Source organism: Butyricimonas synergistica DSM 23225 (genome assembly GCF_000379665.1).
Lineage (GTDB): Bacteria > Bacteroidota > Bacteroidia > Bacteroidales > Marinifilaceae > Butyricimonas > Butyricimonas synergistica.
On the sequence record NZ_KB903367.1, the window covers coordinates 38,021 to 52,448 of the forward strand.

A 14,428-nucleotide genomic window follows, 5' to 3' on the forward strand; every position below is an offset into this window, starting at 1 on the left:
ATCCGAATAACATAGAAAAATGTGGCAATTTTTATTCTAAGGGAATCACGATAGAGCCTAGTTCCTTTGTCTTGAACAAGGGGATTTGTCTTTCGCGGCAAAAATCATCCCATGCTTGGGTGCATCGGGGAGAATTGGATTGATCCAGAATGATTTGATGAGGATATGAATTCTTTGTCATTTCCGTGGGAGGATAGATATTCTCCGTGATAATTAAGGTGCCTTGCCCCGGTAACTCCGGGTGAAGGTGATCGGCTATGGTGATTGTTTGCTCGCGTATGTATAGTTGGTTGTCCGCGTACGTGATTCCCTTTCCGATAAAGCCATCGCTTCCTCTTAACGGATGTAACTTATTCGCCCTCGTGTAAGCCAATTGCCGTGAAGGATTGTCCGTGTTTTTTAAAAACGTGTAATATCCCTTGTGGTTTAACAGTATCGTGGAGTGTCGGTAACGATTGTACACGACGACTTCTTGCCGGTTTTGCCGGTAGAAGGTATGTCCGTAAGTAAAAGTAACGAGTAAGCAAACTGCGCCACAAAGTAATTGCAGTCCCCGTCGCTGGCGATTTCTCAGGTAAAGAATGGTTAGCAAGGCTATCGTGTATATCAATATGATATGGAAAATAGTCGGGTGTAAGTCCGGCAGGTTTATGGCGATACGGGAAAATATCCGGAGGCAATGCAGCAGGGCATATGTAATCCCTGTCAAGAGCATCGCGAGGTATGCACTTATAAATACAGGTAAAGCAAGTAACGCGATGCCAAGATAAAGTAGCAATGTCGCTACCGGAACGGCAACGAGATTGAACAGAATGCTATTCAAATTGATCACGTGGAAGTGATAGGCCATAACCGGGAGGGTCAGTATCTGTGCCGAAAAACTGATACAAAGGAGGGTGTAAACTTTCCGGACAACCGGCGGGAGGTCTTTTTTCTTGATAACAGTCAACGGATAGATAAGCGTGATACCCGTGTAGGCGGCATATGACATTTGAAAACTCACGGAATAAAGCAGTTCCGGCTGTATAAGCAACGTGAAGAATGCCGCGGCGGCTATGGCATTCAGTGGTACATAATCCAGTTGAAATGCTCCCCCGACGATAATAAAACTCAATATCGTGGCGGCTCTGCAAGCGGAGGGCGACAATCCGGTAATCCCCGTGATCAGCCATAATAAGGGAATCAGCACGAGCGTGTATTTGCGTTTCTTGAAGCCGAGAAGGCGCAGCCCGTAAAGTAGCAAGAGATAGATTGCCCCGATGTGTAATCCGGAAATGGCGAGCAGGTGGATGGTTCCCGTGTCTTGGAATAATTGTTTCGTGTCCGGGGCAAGGCTTTGGCGGTTGCCGAGACAGAGAGCCGTGAGTAGATTGTAAGTTGTGCTGTCAGGAACAATTGCGGCTAATTTATGTTGTAGGGATTCTTGTAAAGAATGGCAAAAGGAACGAATGTCTTCCGAGTGCCCCGTGTGTTTCGGGGGCGAGAGAGGTACGCACCTTGCTTGGATACCCTGATGGCGAAGGTACGTGTTGTAGTCGAATTCATGTAGATTCCCGCTTGAAGTCAAGGGATAAATCCTGGCATTCAGCAAAAGCGAATCCCCGATAGAAAAACGAACGGAATCTCCGTATTGTGTAAATACTTGTATCCCGTTCGACGAGATGACAGCCTTGTCGGGAGGTATGATCCGCGTGCAACGCCCCTCTAGCGTGTAAACTTTCCCGGGAGTAAACGAAAGGTCGAGGGGGCGGTGGCAATACACGCCTGTCAAGAAAAGGAACAAAAATGTAACGGCATAAAAGTATCTTCCCCGGGGCATCCGGGAAGCACAAAAGAGCGGAAGCAGCGAACCGATCAGCGTGTAAAGAATCATCCGGGAAGGGACGAATGCAACGTATTCACTAGCCAGAATACCCGAAATCAAAGGGATCACGAGGAAAAGGTACGGGTACCGGTGCCAGTGGATAGGATGCATGAACCTCCCTCCCTCCTTTATTTCAGTTTCGGTAGAACCACCCGATAGTTTTGTTTAAATTTTCCGGCACTGATATTGCTCAATTTCCCTTTCAGCAAGCGTTTTTTCAATGCGGACAGGTGGTCCGTGAACACGATGCCGTCCAGGTGGTCATACTCGTGTTGCACGATGCGTGCACGGGTTCCCGTGAATTCCTCCACGTGTTCCTCCCAGTTCTCGTCCCGGTAAGCAATTTTAATCCGGTCTTTTCTCATCACGTCCTCGTGAATGCCGGGTATGCTTAGGCATCCCTCGTTGAAGGGAACTTCTTCCCCCGAGCGTTCCAGTATATGCGCGTTAATAAACGCTTTTTTGAAACCCTTGCAGTCCGGGTCAATTTCTTCAAACGGGTTCCCGTCAATGACGAAAACGCGTATATTCCTCCCGATCTGGGGAGCGGCGAGTCCTACCCCGTCCGACTCGTACATGGTTTGCCACATATCCTCGAGCAGTTTGCCCAACCCCTCGTATTCCGGGGTAATGTCTTCAGATACCTTCCGAAGTACCGGATGTCCGTAAATGTAAATAGGTAACAGCATATCAAAAATTCATATTTCTTTGTGATTCTATGTAGGATTGCAATATGATCGTGGCACTAATGGCATCGATAATCGCCTTATCCTGACGTTGTTTTTTCTTGGCTCCCCCCTCGATCATCGCCTTGTGTGCCAAGACAGAGGTGAAGCGTTCGTCATACATGACAATAGGAATATCCGGGAATTTGCGTTTGAGCGCGGTGAGGAACGGTTTGATATACGCCATACTTTCCGAGTCCGAGTTGTCCATTTGCTTGGGATGCCCCACGACAATGAGGTCTACTTTTTCTCTCGAGCAATAATCCTGTAAAAATTGTAATATCTCGTGTGATTTGACCGTCGTGAGACTGTTGGCGATGATCTGGCATGGATCAGTAACCGCCACGCCAACCCTTTTTTTCCCGTAATCGATAGCAACAATTCTTCCCAATACCCTAATCCTTTACGATAATGAAAATATCCTCGTTTTCTTTCTTCATCAAATACTGTTCTCTCGCGAACTTCTCCAGGTTATCCCTGTTTCCCAACAACTCATCTTTCTTGCGTTTGTCCTCTTCAATCTTCTTCTGGTAGTATTTCTTCTCCTTCTCCATCTGGCTGATTTTCGCGCGCAACTGTAGCTGGTCGATAAAACTATATTTATCGAACAACGCGATCCAAACAACAAATAGCAGCCCCACTATCGTGTATTTGTTTGCAAATCGCTGAAACAAATTCCTCGATGTTTCTTTGTTTTCGTCTTGCATGATGCAAAGGTACAAAAAAAGAGATGGTTAAGATGCATCCCCGTGTAATTTTTTTCCATACGGGTAAAATCACGATTTCGCGCTGCATATTTATAAAAACGGCGGGAATATTTATACATCGCATTCATTTTCAGTGTTTTATAAATTAATAAAAAAGAACTTTCCCTATTTTTCGTGTGACTAAATTCATTAGCTTTGTGTTTTCAGAATTTATAGATAAAAAGAAGAATAACAATAAAATACTAGAAATGGAAAAGAAGTTAGCGGTAATCGCGTTAGGTGGAAACGCTCTTTTAAGAGGAAACCAGAAAGGAACCATCGAGGAGCAAAATGCCAACACGGTAGACACGTTGGAAAATTTGGTGTACTTGATTAAAGATGGATACAATTTGATTATCTCGCACGGGAACGGTCCGCAAGTAGGAAACGTGCTCATGGACAACGCTGCCGGGGCCGAGATGTATGGCAACGCGGCAATGCCGCTGGATACCTGCGTGGCTTTCACGCAAGGGCAGATCGGGTACATGATCGAGCGTAACTTGCGTAATATCTTGAAAGAACATGGTTTGCAACGCAACGTGATCTCCATGGTGTCACAGGTAATCGTGGACAAGAACGACCCGGCAATGCAGAACCCCACGAAACGCGTGGGTAAAATCTATACCAAGGCGGAGGCGGATAAATTAGCCGCGGAAAAAGGTTGGATTTTCAAGGAAGAAATCAAGGTAGAAGGCGGATGGCGCCGCGTGGTACCTTCCCCGGACCCGAAAGATTTCATGAATGCCGACCTCGTGGAGCGTTTGGCTCGCGAAGGCAACATCGTGATTACAACCGGCGGCGGCGGTATCCCCGTGTATATCGACGAGAACGGGGATATTCAACCCCTGGAAGGCGTCATCGACAAGGACTTGGCTTCCGCCATGGTCGGGACGAGAGTGAAAGCCGACGAGTTCTACATCCTGACGGACGTACCTTATATTTACAAGGATTACAAGAAACCGTCCCAGCAAAAACTCGAGTTCCTCGATTATGCCGATACCATGAAATACCTCGAGGAAGGCGTGTTCGCCGAGGGAAGCATGGCGCCGAAGATTCGCGCTTGCTTGCGTTTCGTGAAGAATGGCGGGCAGAAATCCGTGATCACGGAAGCGACCAAGCTGGAAGACCGTCGTTACGGTTCCAAGATCACGATGGAATACGAGGACGACAGAAGATAATTGAAAATTGAAAATGGAGAATTGAAAATTGAAAATGTTTTTTTATTCTCGATTGGATGTTGTATTTTTGACGAAATTTTACAACGGGAAGGAACATGGAGAATCCTTTCAATTTAAAATCTAAAATCATAAATCTAAAATAAATAAAGTTATGGCTTTTAATTTGAGAAACAGAAACTTCTTGAAGTTGTTGGACTTCACCCCGAAAGAGATCAAATACATGTTGGATTTGGCTGCCGACCTGAAAAAGGCAAAATATGCCGGAACCGAACAACCTCGTTTAAAAGGTAAAAATATCGCTTTGATTTTCGAGAAAACTTCTACCCGCACCCGTTGCGCGTTTGAGGTCGCCGCTCACGATCAAGGTGCCCACGTGACTTATCTCGGTCCCTCCGGGTCACAGATCGGCGTGAAAGAATCCATGGCAGACACGGCTCGCGTGCTAGGTCGTATGTATGACGGTATCGAGTACCGCGGTTTCGGGCAGGCTATCGTTGAGGAGCTGGCTCAATACGCGGGAGTACCCGTGTGGAACGGTTTGACCAACGAATTCCACCCGACCCAGATCCTTGCCGACTTCCTGACGATGATGGAACATACCGACAAACCGTTGAACAAAGTGACTTTCGCTTATCTCGGTGATGCCCGTTTCAACATGGGTAACTCCTTGATGGTCGGTGGAGCCAAAATGGGTATGGATGTTCGTATCGTTGCCCCGAAAGAATTGCAGCCGGATGCCGAACTGGTGGCTACTTGCAAGGCTATTGCAGAAGAAACCGGCGCGACGGTGACAATAACCGACAACGTGGAAGAAGGCGTAAAAGGTTGCGATTTCTTGTACACCGACGTGTGGGTATCCATGGGCGAGCCCGCCGAAGTATGGGCAGAGCGTATCAAATTGTTGACTCCTTACCAGGTGAACAAACGCGTGATGGATTTGACAGGAAACAAGAACTGCAAATTCATGCACTGCTTGCCGGCATACCATAACCTGGAAACCCAAGTAGGTCGTGACGTTTACAAGCAATTCGGGATGAACGGCTTGGAAGTAACCGAGGAAGTGTTCGAATCGGAGAACTCCATCGTGTTCGACGAGGCCGAGAACCGCATGCACACGATCAAAGCCGTGATGGTGGCTACTTTAGGTGACTAACACTTGTAGCGAACCGGTAGAAATGCCCGGTATGATAGTATAAAAGAAGCCCGCTTGATTTTGTCGTCGAGCGGGCTTCTCTATTTCGCTTTCCGCGAGGCATCATCTCTCGCTCGAGATCACGCGACCGGTTCATCCCAGCCGCTGACGAAATGTTCGTCCGGCGAAAACTCCTTCCCGTCTGCCGACATGAAAAACGCGTACAAGTGTGCCGCACCCGACAATTCCTTGTTATCGCGTGCGTGGAATGTCACTTGCCCATCCGCCCGCCGCGCCGTGATCCCCGCGATCTCCGCGAAAACATCCGGGTTACTCTCCCGCAAAACAATCACGCGTAAGCGGTCGTCAAGAAACGCCCTTTTCCCCTCGACATTGGGCTGCCACGTGAGCGTGCAGCTCCCGTCCTCGTTATCAACCAGGCGGGGATTGCGAAGCCGCACCAGGTTTCCCGTGCTGAAATGCATGGCGTTATACATGCCGATACGCATATTCGCGTCGTAGGCGAAATAGGTTTCTTGCATGAATAAATTTTTCCCTTTCATCTCTCGCCTCTTTGCCTCGTTTTGCCACGCTGGTTGCAACTTGAATATATTGAGGGCGGTCCAAACGTGATTCACCATTTGCACGCGCCTCACGCTCCTGCTTCTACGCGTAACGATCCCGTCATTCTCGCCGCGGAAATCATCTCCCGTCTTCCTGCCGCGTGATTTATCCAGTTTTTCCAAGTCAATAATCGGCATAATGCTTTCTTGTTTTTTAGTTTTCCGTACCTGTCACCTTGCCGCGTACTAGAAGTCTTCCGGCGGGTAAACCGTGGGTTTCAATACAAAATTATGGAAAAACATACAGAATCAATACAAAAACGTTGATTTTTGTATCGTTTTGTATTGAACTTGTATTGAAACCAGCGGGATCCCCCCGGGAAGATGGCGGGTACGTGTCAAGATTATGGCAAGAAGATTGTCGTGATTAAAATTAAACTGATGTTAAAAATAAAAATTTGAAACATTTTTATTTTTTTATTCAACAATAAAACATTACCTTGTGGTATCGTTTAAAATATGGCTGTACAAACCAGTTTTTGAATGTTCCCGGAAGGGAAGGCGTTTGTGTGCACGTGCGGCGTGTCACCCGTGTAAGACACGTTCATGCATGACTATTTAGCCCGTTTCACGCGGGATTAATTGGGGATTTTTTAATAAACTAAAAAAATGATAATATGCCAAAAATATTATTGTCTTTAATAACAGGTATTAGCAACGCGCTAGGCGACGTTGTCTACTACATGGTAGGTTCAAATTGTTATATGCGGCGCAAGGGGGCTGGACCGTCGGGCGACATGACCGACGAGCAGGTGGCGCAGCAAAATATCATGGCTACCCTGGGACGCTTGTCAAGCATGTTCGACCCGATCACCTCGGTCGGGTTGAAACACGGCAAGTGCACGGGGCCGTCGGCGGTGTACAATAACTTCGTGCACTACAACCGGAAGAACGTGACGTGGGATGCCAAGACGAAAGAAGTGGTGGTGAATTTTTCTGACCTCGTGCTGAGCCGGGGGACACTTTACTCGCCCGATCTCACCGTGACCCTCAACGAGGAAACGCGAAAGATTATTATCGAGCAGGAAGGAATGGTCGTGGGGGCGAAAATGAACCCGGATGATGACGTGTTCGCGGGAGTGTTTGACATGAAGAACGAGTTCTGTATCCTCGTCCCCTTGCGCAAACGCGAGGAAAGCGGGTCGACTTCCGTGGCAATTCCCGACAAGTGGGATATTGCTTCTATTGTCGTCTACGGCTTGGCTCGTGACGTGAAGAAAAAGCATTGCTCTCCCGCCGTCGCGGTGTACGGGATCGGGTAAGGTTAATTTTCCCGCCGCACGGGGGCGGGAAAAAATACAGGAACACAAATGTACCAGGAGCCGAGTTCCGGTCAAAGAAAAAAATGCGACCCAAGACTCCGCCACGTTAAAGGAATGGGTAAAGGGCCACGAGGAAGATATTGATATCAGGTATGGCGATCTTGAAAAGGATACAACAACAATAAAAACAAAGTGATGTTGAAATTAAATAAATAAAGCGATACTATTTAATAACTTTTCATATCTTCGCGATACGAGCGTGCACGGCACGTTCTTGGATTGAAAATATTTGTACGGCAAACGAAGGTTATCTCCAAGCTTCGAATCAATCGGGTAACCTTTCGGTAACGGCGTACGTGTATATAAAATACGCGTACCCGTTTTACGTGAAATTCCCTGATTGTTTCGAAGCTTGGAGGGAAGGAAGCGTGAAACGTGGTACGTTTCTTTTTGTCGTGATAAAGACTCGGTACATGAATTTTATTTTAATACTGTATTATGGAAAACGAGGTACACATCACGGTAGAAATTCCTCCTGTCAAGGAAAAGAAATTGAGTATCCGGTCTGTCACTTATCTTTTGCTAGACCCGGTTGTTATTTCAGAACTTCCCCCTATTTGCCCCAATTAATAGTGATGGTGATGCTGACGCGTGAATGGCGCACGGGCGACAGACGCGGGAGGCTGCCGGGTAAACGGCAGCCTCATTTTTGTTCGTTGTCGCGATCACGTTGATTTGACGATGATTATATTCTCGTGACGAGAGCCGTCACTCCCAGTTCGCGGCTTAAAGCCTCGTACTCGGGTTGCTTGTCGGGCATTGTCGCGTAGCATTCCAGTAAAACCAGTTTCCACCCGGCGGCGGCGACTCGCTTTAGCATCGTCGCGTCCCCTTTCATCACGCGCGGGTCGCCCGTTTCATCACGCCGTGCCAGCGTGTGCAGCAGCAAGGCGGTGAGCGTGTCGGGCGCGGGTGCGTCTTTCCCTTTCAGGGAAAAATCTATTCTTCTTACTCTCTCTCGCTTGTCCTCGCTCAGGATGACGGATGTCAGCACGTGGGGTGTTTCCACGGGAGTGCACCTTTTCCCGCTCACGGCCCGGTTCAGTTTTAGCGAGTGTTTGTAATACTCGATCCCTTGTTCCGGGCTCGCGAGCGACAAGGCTATCGCGAGCCCGTACTCGAAGAAAGAGAAGCGGGGTTGATCGTATTCCCAGCCGTATCGTAACTCGTTCACTCCCCTGTGGAAAAGTTGGAGCGCCTCGTGATAATTGCCCGTGTAGAGGTGGTACATTCCCGTCAGCTGGTAATCCGCGCGGAAACGGTGGATAAGACCGGTGGGGAATTCCTCGAGTTGCCCCGTTAACAGGCAGGAGTGGAGCGCTCGCGCGTTTTCTAGCGCGTGCCGGGTATCAGGCTCCAGGGAATCGGGCGCGGAGAACCGGGCGATCCAATCGTCAACGAGCTGGCGCGGGGCGAGGGCTTCGATCCGCTCGAGCGTGCCCCGGGATATCTCGAGCGCGAGGTCAAAGGGGGGAATCAGGCATTCCATCCCGTCGAGTTCCGGGACGTGTACCGTTGCCGGGATCAATTTTCTCGTGTAACTGTACCGGTCGATAGCCAGGGCATCACCGGGTAATTTTTTCTCCAGCCAGTAATCCAGTATCGCTTCCCGTGAGGCTTTGCCCTCCACGGTGGCGTTGTTCCAGAACTTGATGTCGGGAAACTCTTGTTCCAGGTTACGACCGTCGCGCGCCAGTTCCAGCAACACGTGTAGCGAAAACACGGGATCGAGCGCGTATGTCCTCCGGTTATATTGCTCCGTGACTTTCATTTTTTGGAACCTTTGGCTTAGCGTTTTCACGGCTGATTCGAACTTTTGGCTGTTTACCTCTGGGCTAAATTGCCTCATGACAGAATAAAGTGACCAGTAGTCCAGGGGACAACAGGCGTATGCCAGGATTTCCGTCATCATTCGTGCCGTCGGGCGCAACGAGTGGTAGATTCCCGTGTCTGACTTTTGATTCGTGCTCATATTTGCAAGTGTATTGGTTTCTACAAATATACGAATATTTACGTGTAAAAAGGCTTTGAAAGGGATTTTATGAAAATAATGTAACATCCGCTCGAGGAATCTTTAATAATTATTCTTATTTTTAGGACTTGAATCGTTGCAAACGAATCGTGTTGTTGTTTAGAGTATTGTGAAACTAATTTGAAATTTATGAGAAAATTGACTCTTGTATTTGCTTTGGCGGCTTTCTTCTGCGGGATAATCTGCTCGTGCTCGAGTGGCGTGTCGGACAAGAATCCGAAGAAAAGCATGATGATCGAAACTCCCGTGCCGGAACGCCCGGCGGGACAGAAAGACGTGTTGGGGCTGGTGACCCCGAAGCTAGATACCGTGCGGGTCGGGTTCATCGGCTTGGGAATGCGCGGTCCGGGAGCCGTGGAGCGGTTTACCCATATCCCGGGAACGCGGGTGGTGGCTCTCTGTGATATTGTCCCCGAGCGGGTGGAAAAAACACAGGGAATATTGAGAAAAGCCGGGGTGCCGGAAGCCGCGGGTTACTCGGGAAGCGAGGACGCGTGGAAACAGCTCTGCGAGCGGGAAGATATCGACCTCGTGTACATCGCCACCGATTGGTTGCACCACGCCCCGATGGCTCTTTACGCCATGGAACACGGCAAACACGTGGCGATCGAGGTGCCTGCCGCCATGAACATGGAGGAAATATGGGCGCTGATCAATATGGCGGAGAAAAAGCAATTGCATTGCATGATGCTCGAGAACTGCGTGTACGACTTCTTTGAACTGACCACCTTGAATATGGCGCAGCATGACGTGTTCGGGGAAATCCTTCACGTGGAGGGGGCTTATATCCATAACCTGGACGAGTTCTGGGCTTACTACTGGAACAACTGGCGCATGGACTATAACCGGAAGCACCGGGGCGATATTTACGCCACGCACGGCATGGGACCCGCCTGCCAGTTGCTCGATATTCATCGCGGCGACAAGATGAATTACCTCGTCAGCATGGACACGAAAGCCGTGTCCGCCCCCGAGTATATCAAGAATAAAACGGGAGAAGACGTGAAAGATTTTAAAAACGGGCAGCACACCATCACGCTGATCCGCACGGAGAATGGGAAAACGATACAAATGCAGCATAACGTGACGTCGCCCCGCCCGTATAGCCGGATGTACCAGTTGACGGGTACAAGAGGCTTCGCCAACAAATACCCGGTGCAAGGATACGCGTTGCAACCCTCTCAAGTTTCTTCCGACGTGATGCCCGACCACGAGGACCTGAACGCCCACGGTTTCGTGTCGCGAGACGTGAAGGAGGCCCTGATGGAGAAATACAAGCACCCCATCCAGAAAGAACTGGAAGAGCAAGCCAAGAAAGTTGGCGGGCACGGCGGGATGGATTTCATCATGGACTACCGCCTCGTGTATTGCCTGCGGAACGGCTTGCCCCTGGACATGGACGTGTACGACCTGGCAGAATGGTGTTGCCTTGGCGAGTTGACGGAAATCTCGCTGGAAAACAACAGCGCCCCGGTAGCCATCCCGGATTTCACCCGCGGCGGGTGGAACAAGATCAAGGGATACCGCCACGCCATGGTGGAGTGAAAGGCGTGATTACACGTGTAGAGAAAGTTGATTCTTGCCGGGTTCTTCTTATTTTTTTGTCATGAAAATGACCGATTGATTGTTTTTTCCTTATTTTTGAAAAATCAAGAACGTGGAATAGGACTATGACAATTCAGGGTAAAGGTTATACTATTGACAAGCTGGTGAAGAGGGACCCGGAGGCTTTCCGGATTTTTCATCAGGAACACGTGCGTTTGTTTTGCCAGTTCGGTACGCGTTTTATTGATGACCCGGAAGTCGTGCGGGATATCGTGCAAGATGCCTTTATTGCCATGTGGGAACGGATTGCCACGTTCCGGGAGGAAGCCCACGTGAAGGCTTTTCTTTATGCCACGGTGCGGAACCGGGCAATTAATTATTTGCGGGACAGGCAAGTGGAGCTTCGGAACCGGGAGAACTTGGCTCGCTTGCAGGATGAGGCGACTTTTCGGGATATTGCCGTCGAGGAGGAAACGTATGATTTCCTGTGCCGGAAAATAGATTCATTGCCCCCGATGCAGCGGGAAGTGTTGTGGATGCACGTCGATGGGTTGTCGAACGAGGAAATCGCGGAGAAATTGAAAATATCCGTGAATACGGTACTCACGCATAAGCAACGAGCCAGGAGCGTTTTAAGGGATTATCTGACGAGTTTTTCTATCTGTTTGGTAAATTTCTTGTAATTTTTCGTTTCTCGTGTAGTCATTTTGATGAAGGTTCGTGTGTTTATTGAAAAATGAATACATGAATTAAATCGGAATGTTATGAGAATTTGTTTGAGTGTCGTTATTTTATGCGTGACAATATGCGCGTGCACGTGCAAGCAGGTCGGTTACGAGATCCGGGGGACGCTCTCGGGTGTCAAGGATGGAACTTTTGTTTTTCTGGAAGATGTTTTCGCCGGGAAACGGGCGGATTCGGCTGAAGTACGGGACGGAAAGTTCGTTTTCAAGGAAAACGAGGAATTGAAGGAACCGAAATATTGCCGTTTGATCGTAAAAGGTGAAAAGTTGAATCCTTTCGGCGCGAAAATAGCCTCTTTTTTCGTGGATAATTCGGTGATGGAATTCAAAGGCGTGTTGGACAGCATGCCGGCTATTTTGGAATTCACGGGAGAGGAAACGGGCGTGAAAGTGTCGGGGGGTGCTACCCAGGAGTTGTATAACGAGTATTTGTCACAAATACGGGAATTGCGGTTGCGCTATGATGTTTTGCGGCATCGTACGGGAAAGATTTTCACGACAAAGGATAAACAACCCGAGTGGAGTTTCGAGGAGAAACTGCAAATGGAAGGGGAGATGAGGGAATTGGAGGAAAAGATGTATCGTGTAGGGGAGGAATTCGTGAAAGCACACCGGGAGTCGGTGGTTATCGGGCAGGTAATCATCTTAATGGTCGAGAGATGGAGGTATAGAATTACCCCGGAGGAATTGAATAATCTGTTCGGGTACGTCGCTCCTGAATTATCTGAAAGCGAATTGATGCGGAACTTTAAGGAGAGAGCGAAAAAACGGGTGCATCAAGTGATGAGGGGTATGAAATATTACGACGTGGAATTGGTTGACACGGGGGGAAATAAGGTGATGTTATCGGAACACGTGCAGCCGGGGAAGTATAATTTGTTGGATTTCTGGTCATCGGGATGTGTGCCTTGCCGGAAGGAGATACCTCATTTGTTGGAAATTCACGAGATTTGTGGAGACGCGTTGAATTTTATTAGTATCTCTTTGGATAAACGGGATGATCGTTGGAAAAAGGCAATGGAGGAAGAAAAAATGCCTTGGACGCAGTTGTGTAACCCGGATGGGTTTTACGGGGTGTTGAAGTCAACGTATAGTATCCCAGCGATCCCATTTTCCGTGTTGGTGAACCCCGAGGGAAGAATTGAGTACGTGAATTTGCATGGTACGGAGTTAGATAAAGCTTTGGTGGATTTAGGTATCTGGAAACACTGACTTGGTAGTTAAAAAATATTAAACTTATCGTTTCGTGTAGTCGTAACCGGGAAGTTTCGTGTGTTATAATAAAAACAATTATGAGCACAGAATATATATACAAGGAGATCGAGATAGTCAGCACTTTGTTGAAGAAATACTTTGACGGGGAAATGACATCCGATGAACGTTCACGATTAGCCGGATGGTTGCGGGAAGACCGGGGGCATCGGGAGATGTTGGTGAAGATGCGAGAGAAACGGGATCTCCGGTCGCGATACGAGCGTTGGCACGAGGTGGATGTGGCACGGGATTTCGAGGAGTTGAAGAAACGTATATTCGAGGAGAAGTCTGCACGTGGGTTCGTGAAACGATGGATGTATTACGCGGCAGCGTCAGTTGTTTTGGTGTTACTTGGTCTGGGTGCTTGGTTGCAATTATATTCACCGGAGAAGAAAGCAGTTCCGGTAAGTAACGGGAAAGTGCTGGCTATCTTGAAGACAGCAGACGGTAACGAGATTGAGATCGGGGATCGGACGGGACAGAATAAGAAGATGCTGGGCGATTATTTCGTGGTGAAGGATTCTTTGCGGGAATTGGTCTATCAGGATGACAAGTCCAAGAACGAACAGGTTCGCTATCATCAGTTGGATGTGCCGAGGGGAGGAGAGTATAAATTGAAACTTTCGGACGGGAGCGTGATCTGGTTGAATTCGGAATCGAGTGTTTATTTCCCCGAGGCGTTCGGTAAATCGAAACGGGAGATCCGGGTGAGTGGAGAGGTCTATCTGGAAGTAGCAAAAGATTCGAACAGACCTTTTATCGTGAATGCCGGTGCTTTCCGTACGGAGGTATTGGGGACTTCATTTATGATGCGGGTGTACCCGGAGGAGCGGGAGTGGTCGACAGTACTGGTAGAAGGCAAGGTGAAAGTGTCGTTCAAAGGGACAGACGTTGTACTGGAACCAAGGCAGAAAGCTTACGTGGAACGGGGTGTGTTGTACGAGGGAGAGGCAAACTTGAACCGGGAGTTGGCGTGGTTGAGAGGTGCTTTCGTGTTCGAGCACGAACGTTTGGAGAGCGTGATGCGAACTTTGTCCAGATGGTATGACGTTAGTTTCGTGTTTGAGCGCGAGGAATTGAAGAACTATGAGTTCACGGGAAGCGTGCGCAGGGATCAACCGATTGCGGAAGTGTTGGATGTATTCCAGCGGATGAATGTGGTGACATTTGTGAAAAAAGGAAATAGCGTGTTGGTAAAAGAAAAAGACAAAGTCAAATAGTTTTATTGGGATTAAACGGTTGACTTTGTCCAGTATCAATTAAT

14 protein-coding genes are annotated in these 14,428 nt (G+C 48.5%); 8 read left to right on the forward strand and 6 right to left on the reverse strand.

The features are described from left to right. Positions 1-31: 31 nt before the first annotated feature. From A3CY_RS0112620 to A3CY_RS0112635, 4 genes are read right to left on the reverse strand one after another with little or no spacing between them, the layout of a single operon-like run. Complete coding sequence (locus A3CY_RS0112620) at positions 32-1,975, reverse strand: ComEC/Rec2 family competence protein (RefSeq protein ID WP_018338282.1); 1,944 nt, start codon at positions 1,973-1,975, stop codon at positions 32-34. A 17-nt stretch (positions 1,976-1,992) separates the two neighbouring features. Then, positions 1,993-2,553: a peptide deformylase gene (gene def, locus A3CY_RS0112625; protein WP_018338283.1), complete on the reverse strand. Its 561-nt coding sequence runs from the start codon at positions 2,551-2,553 to the stop codon at positions 1,993-1,995. Position 2,554: 1 nt separating this feature from the next. Then, positions 2,555-2,980 (reverse strand): Holliday junction resolvase RuvX, encoded by a 426-nt coding sequence (gene ruvX / locus A3CY_RS0112630; RefSeq protein ID WP_018338284.1) that lies wholly within the window; start codon positions 2,978-2,980, stop codon positions 2,555-2,557. A gap of 4 nt (positions 2,981-2,984) precedes the next feature. After that, positions 2,985-3,296 (reverse strand): FtsB family cell division protein, encoded by a 312-nt coding sequence (locus tag A3CY_RS0112635; RefSeq protein WP_051082733.1) that lies wholly within the window; start codon positions 3,294-3,296, stop codon positions 2,985-2,987. A gap of 248 nt (positions 3,297-3,544) precedes the next feature. On the opposite strand from A3CY_RS0112635, the gene A3CY_RS0112640 reads away from it, so the two are divergent. Together A3CY_RS0112640 and A3CY_RS0112650 are read left to right on the forward strand one after the other, a co-directional pair. Then, a complete protein-coding gene (locus A3CY_RS0112640) occupies positions 3,545-4,513 on the forward strand; it encodes a carbamate kinase (RefSeq protein WP_018338286.1) in 969 nt (322 codons plus the stop codon). A 151-nt stretch (positions 4,514-4,664) separates the two neighbouring features. Further along, the gene (locus A3CY_RS0112650) at positions 4,665-5,666 is read left to right on the forward strand and encodes an ornithine carbamoyltransferase (protein WP_018338288.1); all 1,002 of its coding nucleotides are present in this window, start codon (positions 4,665-4,667) and stop codon (positions 5,664-5,666) included. Positions 5,667-5,785: 119 nt separating this feature from the next. On the opposite strand, the gene A3CY_RS0112655 is transcribed toward A3CY_RS0112650, so the two are convergent. Then, positions 5,786-6,406, reverse strand: a complete 621-nt coding sequence (locus A3CY_RS0112655; protein WP_018338289.1) for a hypothetical protein — start codon at positions 6,404-6,406, stop codon at positions 5,786-5,788. Positions 6,407-6,885: 479 nt separating this feature from the next. Here A3CY_RS0112655 and A3CY_RS0112660 point away from each other — a divergent pair, with 479 nt between their 5' ends. Both A3CY_RS0112660 and A3CY_RS23425 read left to right on the forward strand, forming a co-directional pair. Beyond that, a complete protein-coding gene (locus tag A3CY_RS0112660) occupies positions 6,886-7,530 on the forward strand; it encodes a hypothetical protein (RefSeq protein ID WP_155828323.1) in 645 nt (214 codons plus the stop codon). A 498-nt stretch (positions 7,531-8,028) separates the two neighbouring features. Continuing rightward, a complete protein-coding gene (locus A3CY_RS23425) occupies positions 8,029-8,160 on the forward strand; it encodes a hypothetical protein (RefSeq protein ID WP_262483880.1) in 132 nt (43 codons plus the stop codon). A 115-nt stretch (positions 8,161-8,275) separates the two neighbouring features. Here the strand turns inward: A3CY_RS23425 and A3CY_RS0112665 are convergent, their stop codons facing one another. After that, positions 8,276-9,562 (reverse strand): hypothetical protein, encoded by a 1,287-nt coding sequence (locus A3CY_RS0112665; RefSeq protein WP_155828324.1) that lies wholly within the window; start codon positions 9,560-9,562, stop codon positions 8,276-8,278. 189 nt (positions 9,563-9,751) lie between these two features. Between A3CY_RS0112665 and A3CY_RS0112670 the strand changes: the two genes are divergently transcribed. The 4 genes from A3CY_RS0112670 to A3CY_RS0112685 all read left to right on the forward strand — a co-directional run bounded on the left by A3CY_RS0112670 (position 9,752) and on the right by A3CY_RS0112685 (position 14,384). Then, positions 9,752-11,167, forward strand: a complete 1,416-nt coding sequence (locus A3CY_RS0112670; protein WP_018338293.1) for a Gfo/Idh/MocA family protein — start codon at positions 9,752-9,754, stop codon at positions 11,165-11,167. Positions 11,168-11,292: 125 nt separating this feature from the next. Further along, complete coding sequence (locus tag A3CY_RS0112675; RefSeq protein ID WP_018338294.1) at positions 11,293-11,850, forward strand: RNA polymerase sigma factor; 558 nt, start codon at positions 11,293-11,295, stop codon at positions 11,848-11,850. 81 nt (positions 11,851-11,931) lie between these two features. Next, a complete protein-coding gene (locus tag A3CY_RS0112680) occupies positions 11,932-13,122 on the forward strand; it encodes a TlpA disulfide reductase family protein (RefSeq protein WP_018338295.1) in 1,191 nt (396 codons plus the stop codon). 80 nt (positions 13,123-13,202) lie between these two features. Next, positions 13,203-14,384, forward strand: coding sequence for a FecR domain-containing protein (locus A3CY_RS0112685; RefSeq protein WP_018338296.1), 1,182 nt, complete (start codon positions 13,203-13,205; stop codon positions 14,382-14,384). Positions 14,385-14,428 lie beyond the last annotated feature (44 nt).

What these genes read in the sequence shown, in the direction of transcription:
- A3CY_RS0112680 (WP_018338295.1), top strand. Translation starts at nt 11,932, where the DNA reads ATGAGAATTTGTTTGAGTGTCGTTATTTTATGCGTGACAATATGCGCG.
- A3CY_RS0112685 (WP_018338296.1), top strand. Translation starts at nt 13,203, where the DNA reads ATGAGCACAGAATATATATACAAGGAGATCGAGATAGTCAGCACTTTG.
- A3CY_RS0112665 (WP_155828324.1), bottom strand. Translation starts at nt 9,562, where the DNA reads ATGAGCACGAATCAAAAGTCAGACACGGGAATCTACCACTCGTTGCGC.
- A3CY_RS0112640 (WP_018338286.1), top strand. Translation starts at nt 3,545, where the DNA reads ATGGAAAAGAAGTTAGCGGTAATCGCGTTAGGTGGAAACGCTCTTTTA.
- A3CY_RS0112670 (WP_018338293.1), top strand. Translation starts at nt 9,752, where the DNA reads ATGAGAAAATTGACTCTTGTATTTGCTTTGGCGGCTTTCTTCTGCGGG.
- A3CY_RS0112620 (WP_018338282.1), bottom strand. Translation starts at nt 1,975, where the DNA reads ATGCATCCTATCCACTGGCACCGGTACCCGTACCTTTTCCTCGTGATC.
- A3CY_RS0112675 (WP_018338294.1), top strand. Translation starts at nt 11,293, where the DNA reads ATGACAATTCAGGGTAAAGGTTATACTATTGACAAGCTGGTGAAGAGG.
- A3CY_RS0112655 (WP_018338289.1), bottom strand. Translation starts at nt 6,406, where the DNA reads ATGCCGATTATTGACTTGGAAAAACTGGATAAATCACGCGGCAGGAAG.
- A3CY_RS0112660 (WP_155828323.1), top strand. Translation starts at nt 6,886, where the DNA reads ATGCCAAAAATATTATTGTCTTTAATAACAGGTATTAGCAACGCGCTA.
- A3CY_RS23425 (WP_262483880.1), top strand. Translation starts at nt 8,029, where the DNA reads ATGGAAAACGAGGTACACATCACGGTAGAAATTCCTCCTGTCAAGGAA.
- A3CY_RS0112650 (WP_018338288.1), top strand. Translation starts at nt 4,665, where the DNA reads ATGGCTTTTAATTTGAGAAACAGAAACTTCTTGAAGTTGTTGGACTTC.
- def (WP_018338283.1), bottom strand. Translation starts at nt 2,553, where the DNA reads ATGCTGTTACCTATTTACATTTACGGACATCCGGTACTTCGGAAGGTA.
- A3CY_RS0112635 (WP_051082733.1), bottom strand. Translation starts at nt 3,296, where the DNA reads ATGCAAGACGAAAACAAAGAAACATCGAGGAATTTGTTTCAGCGATTT.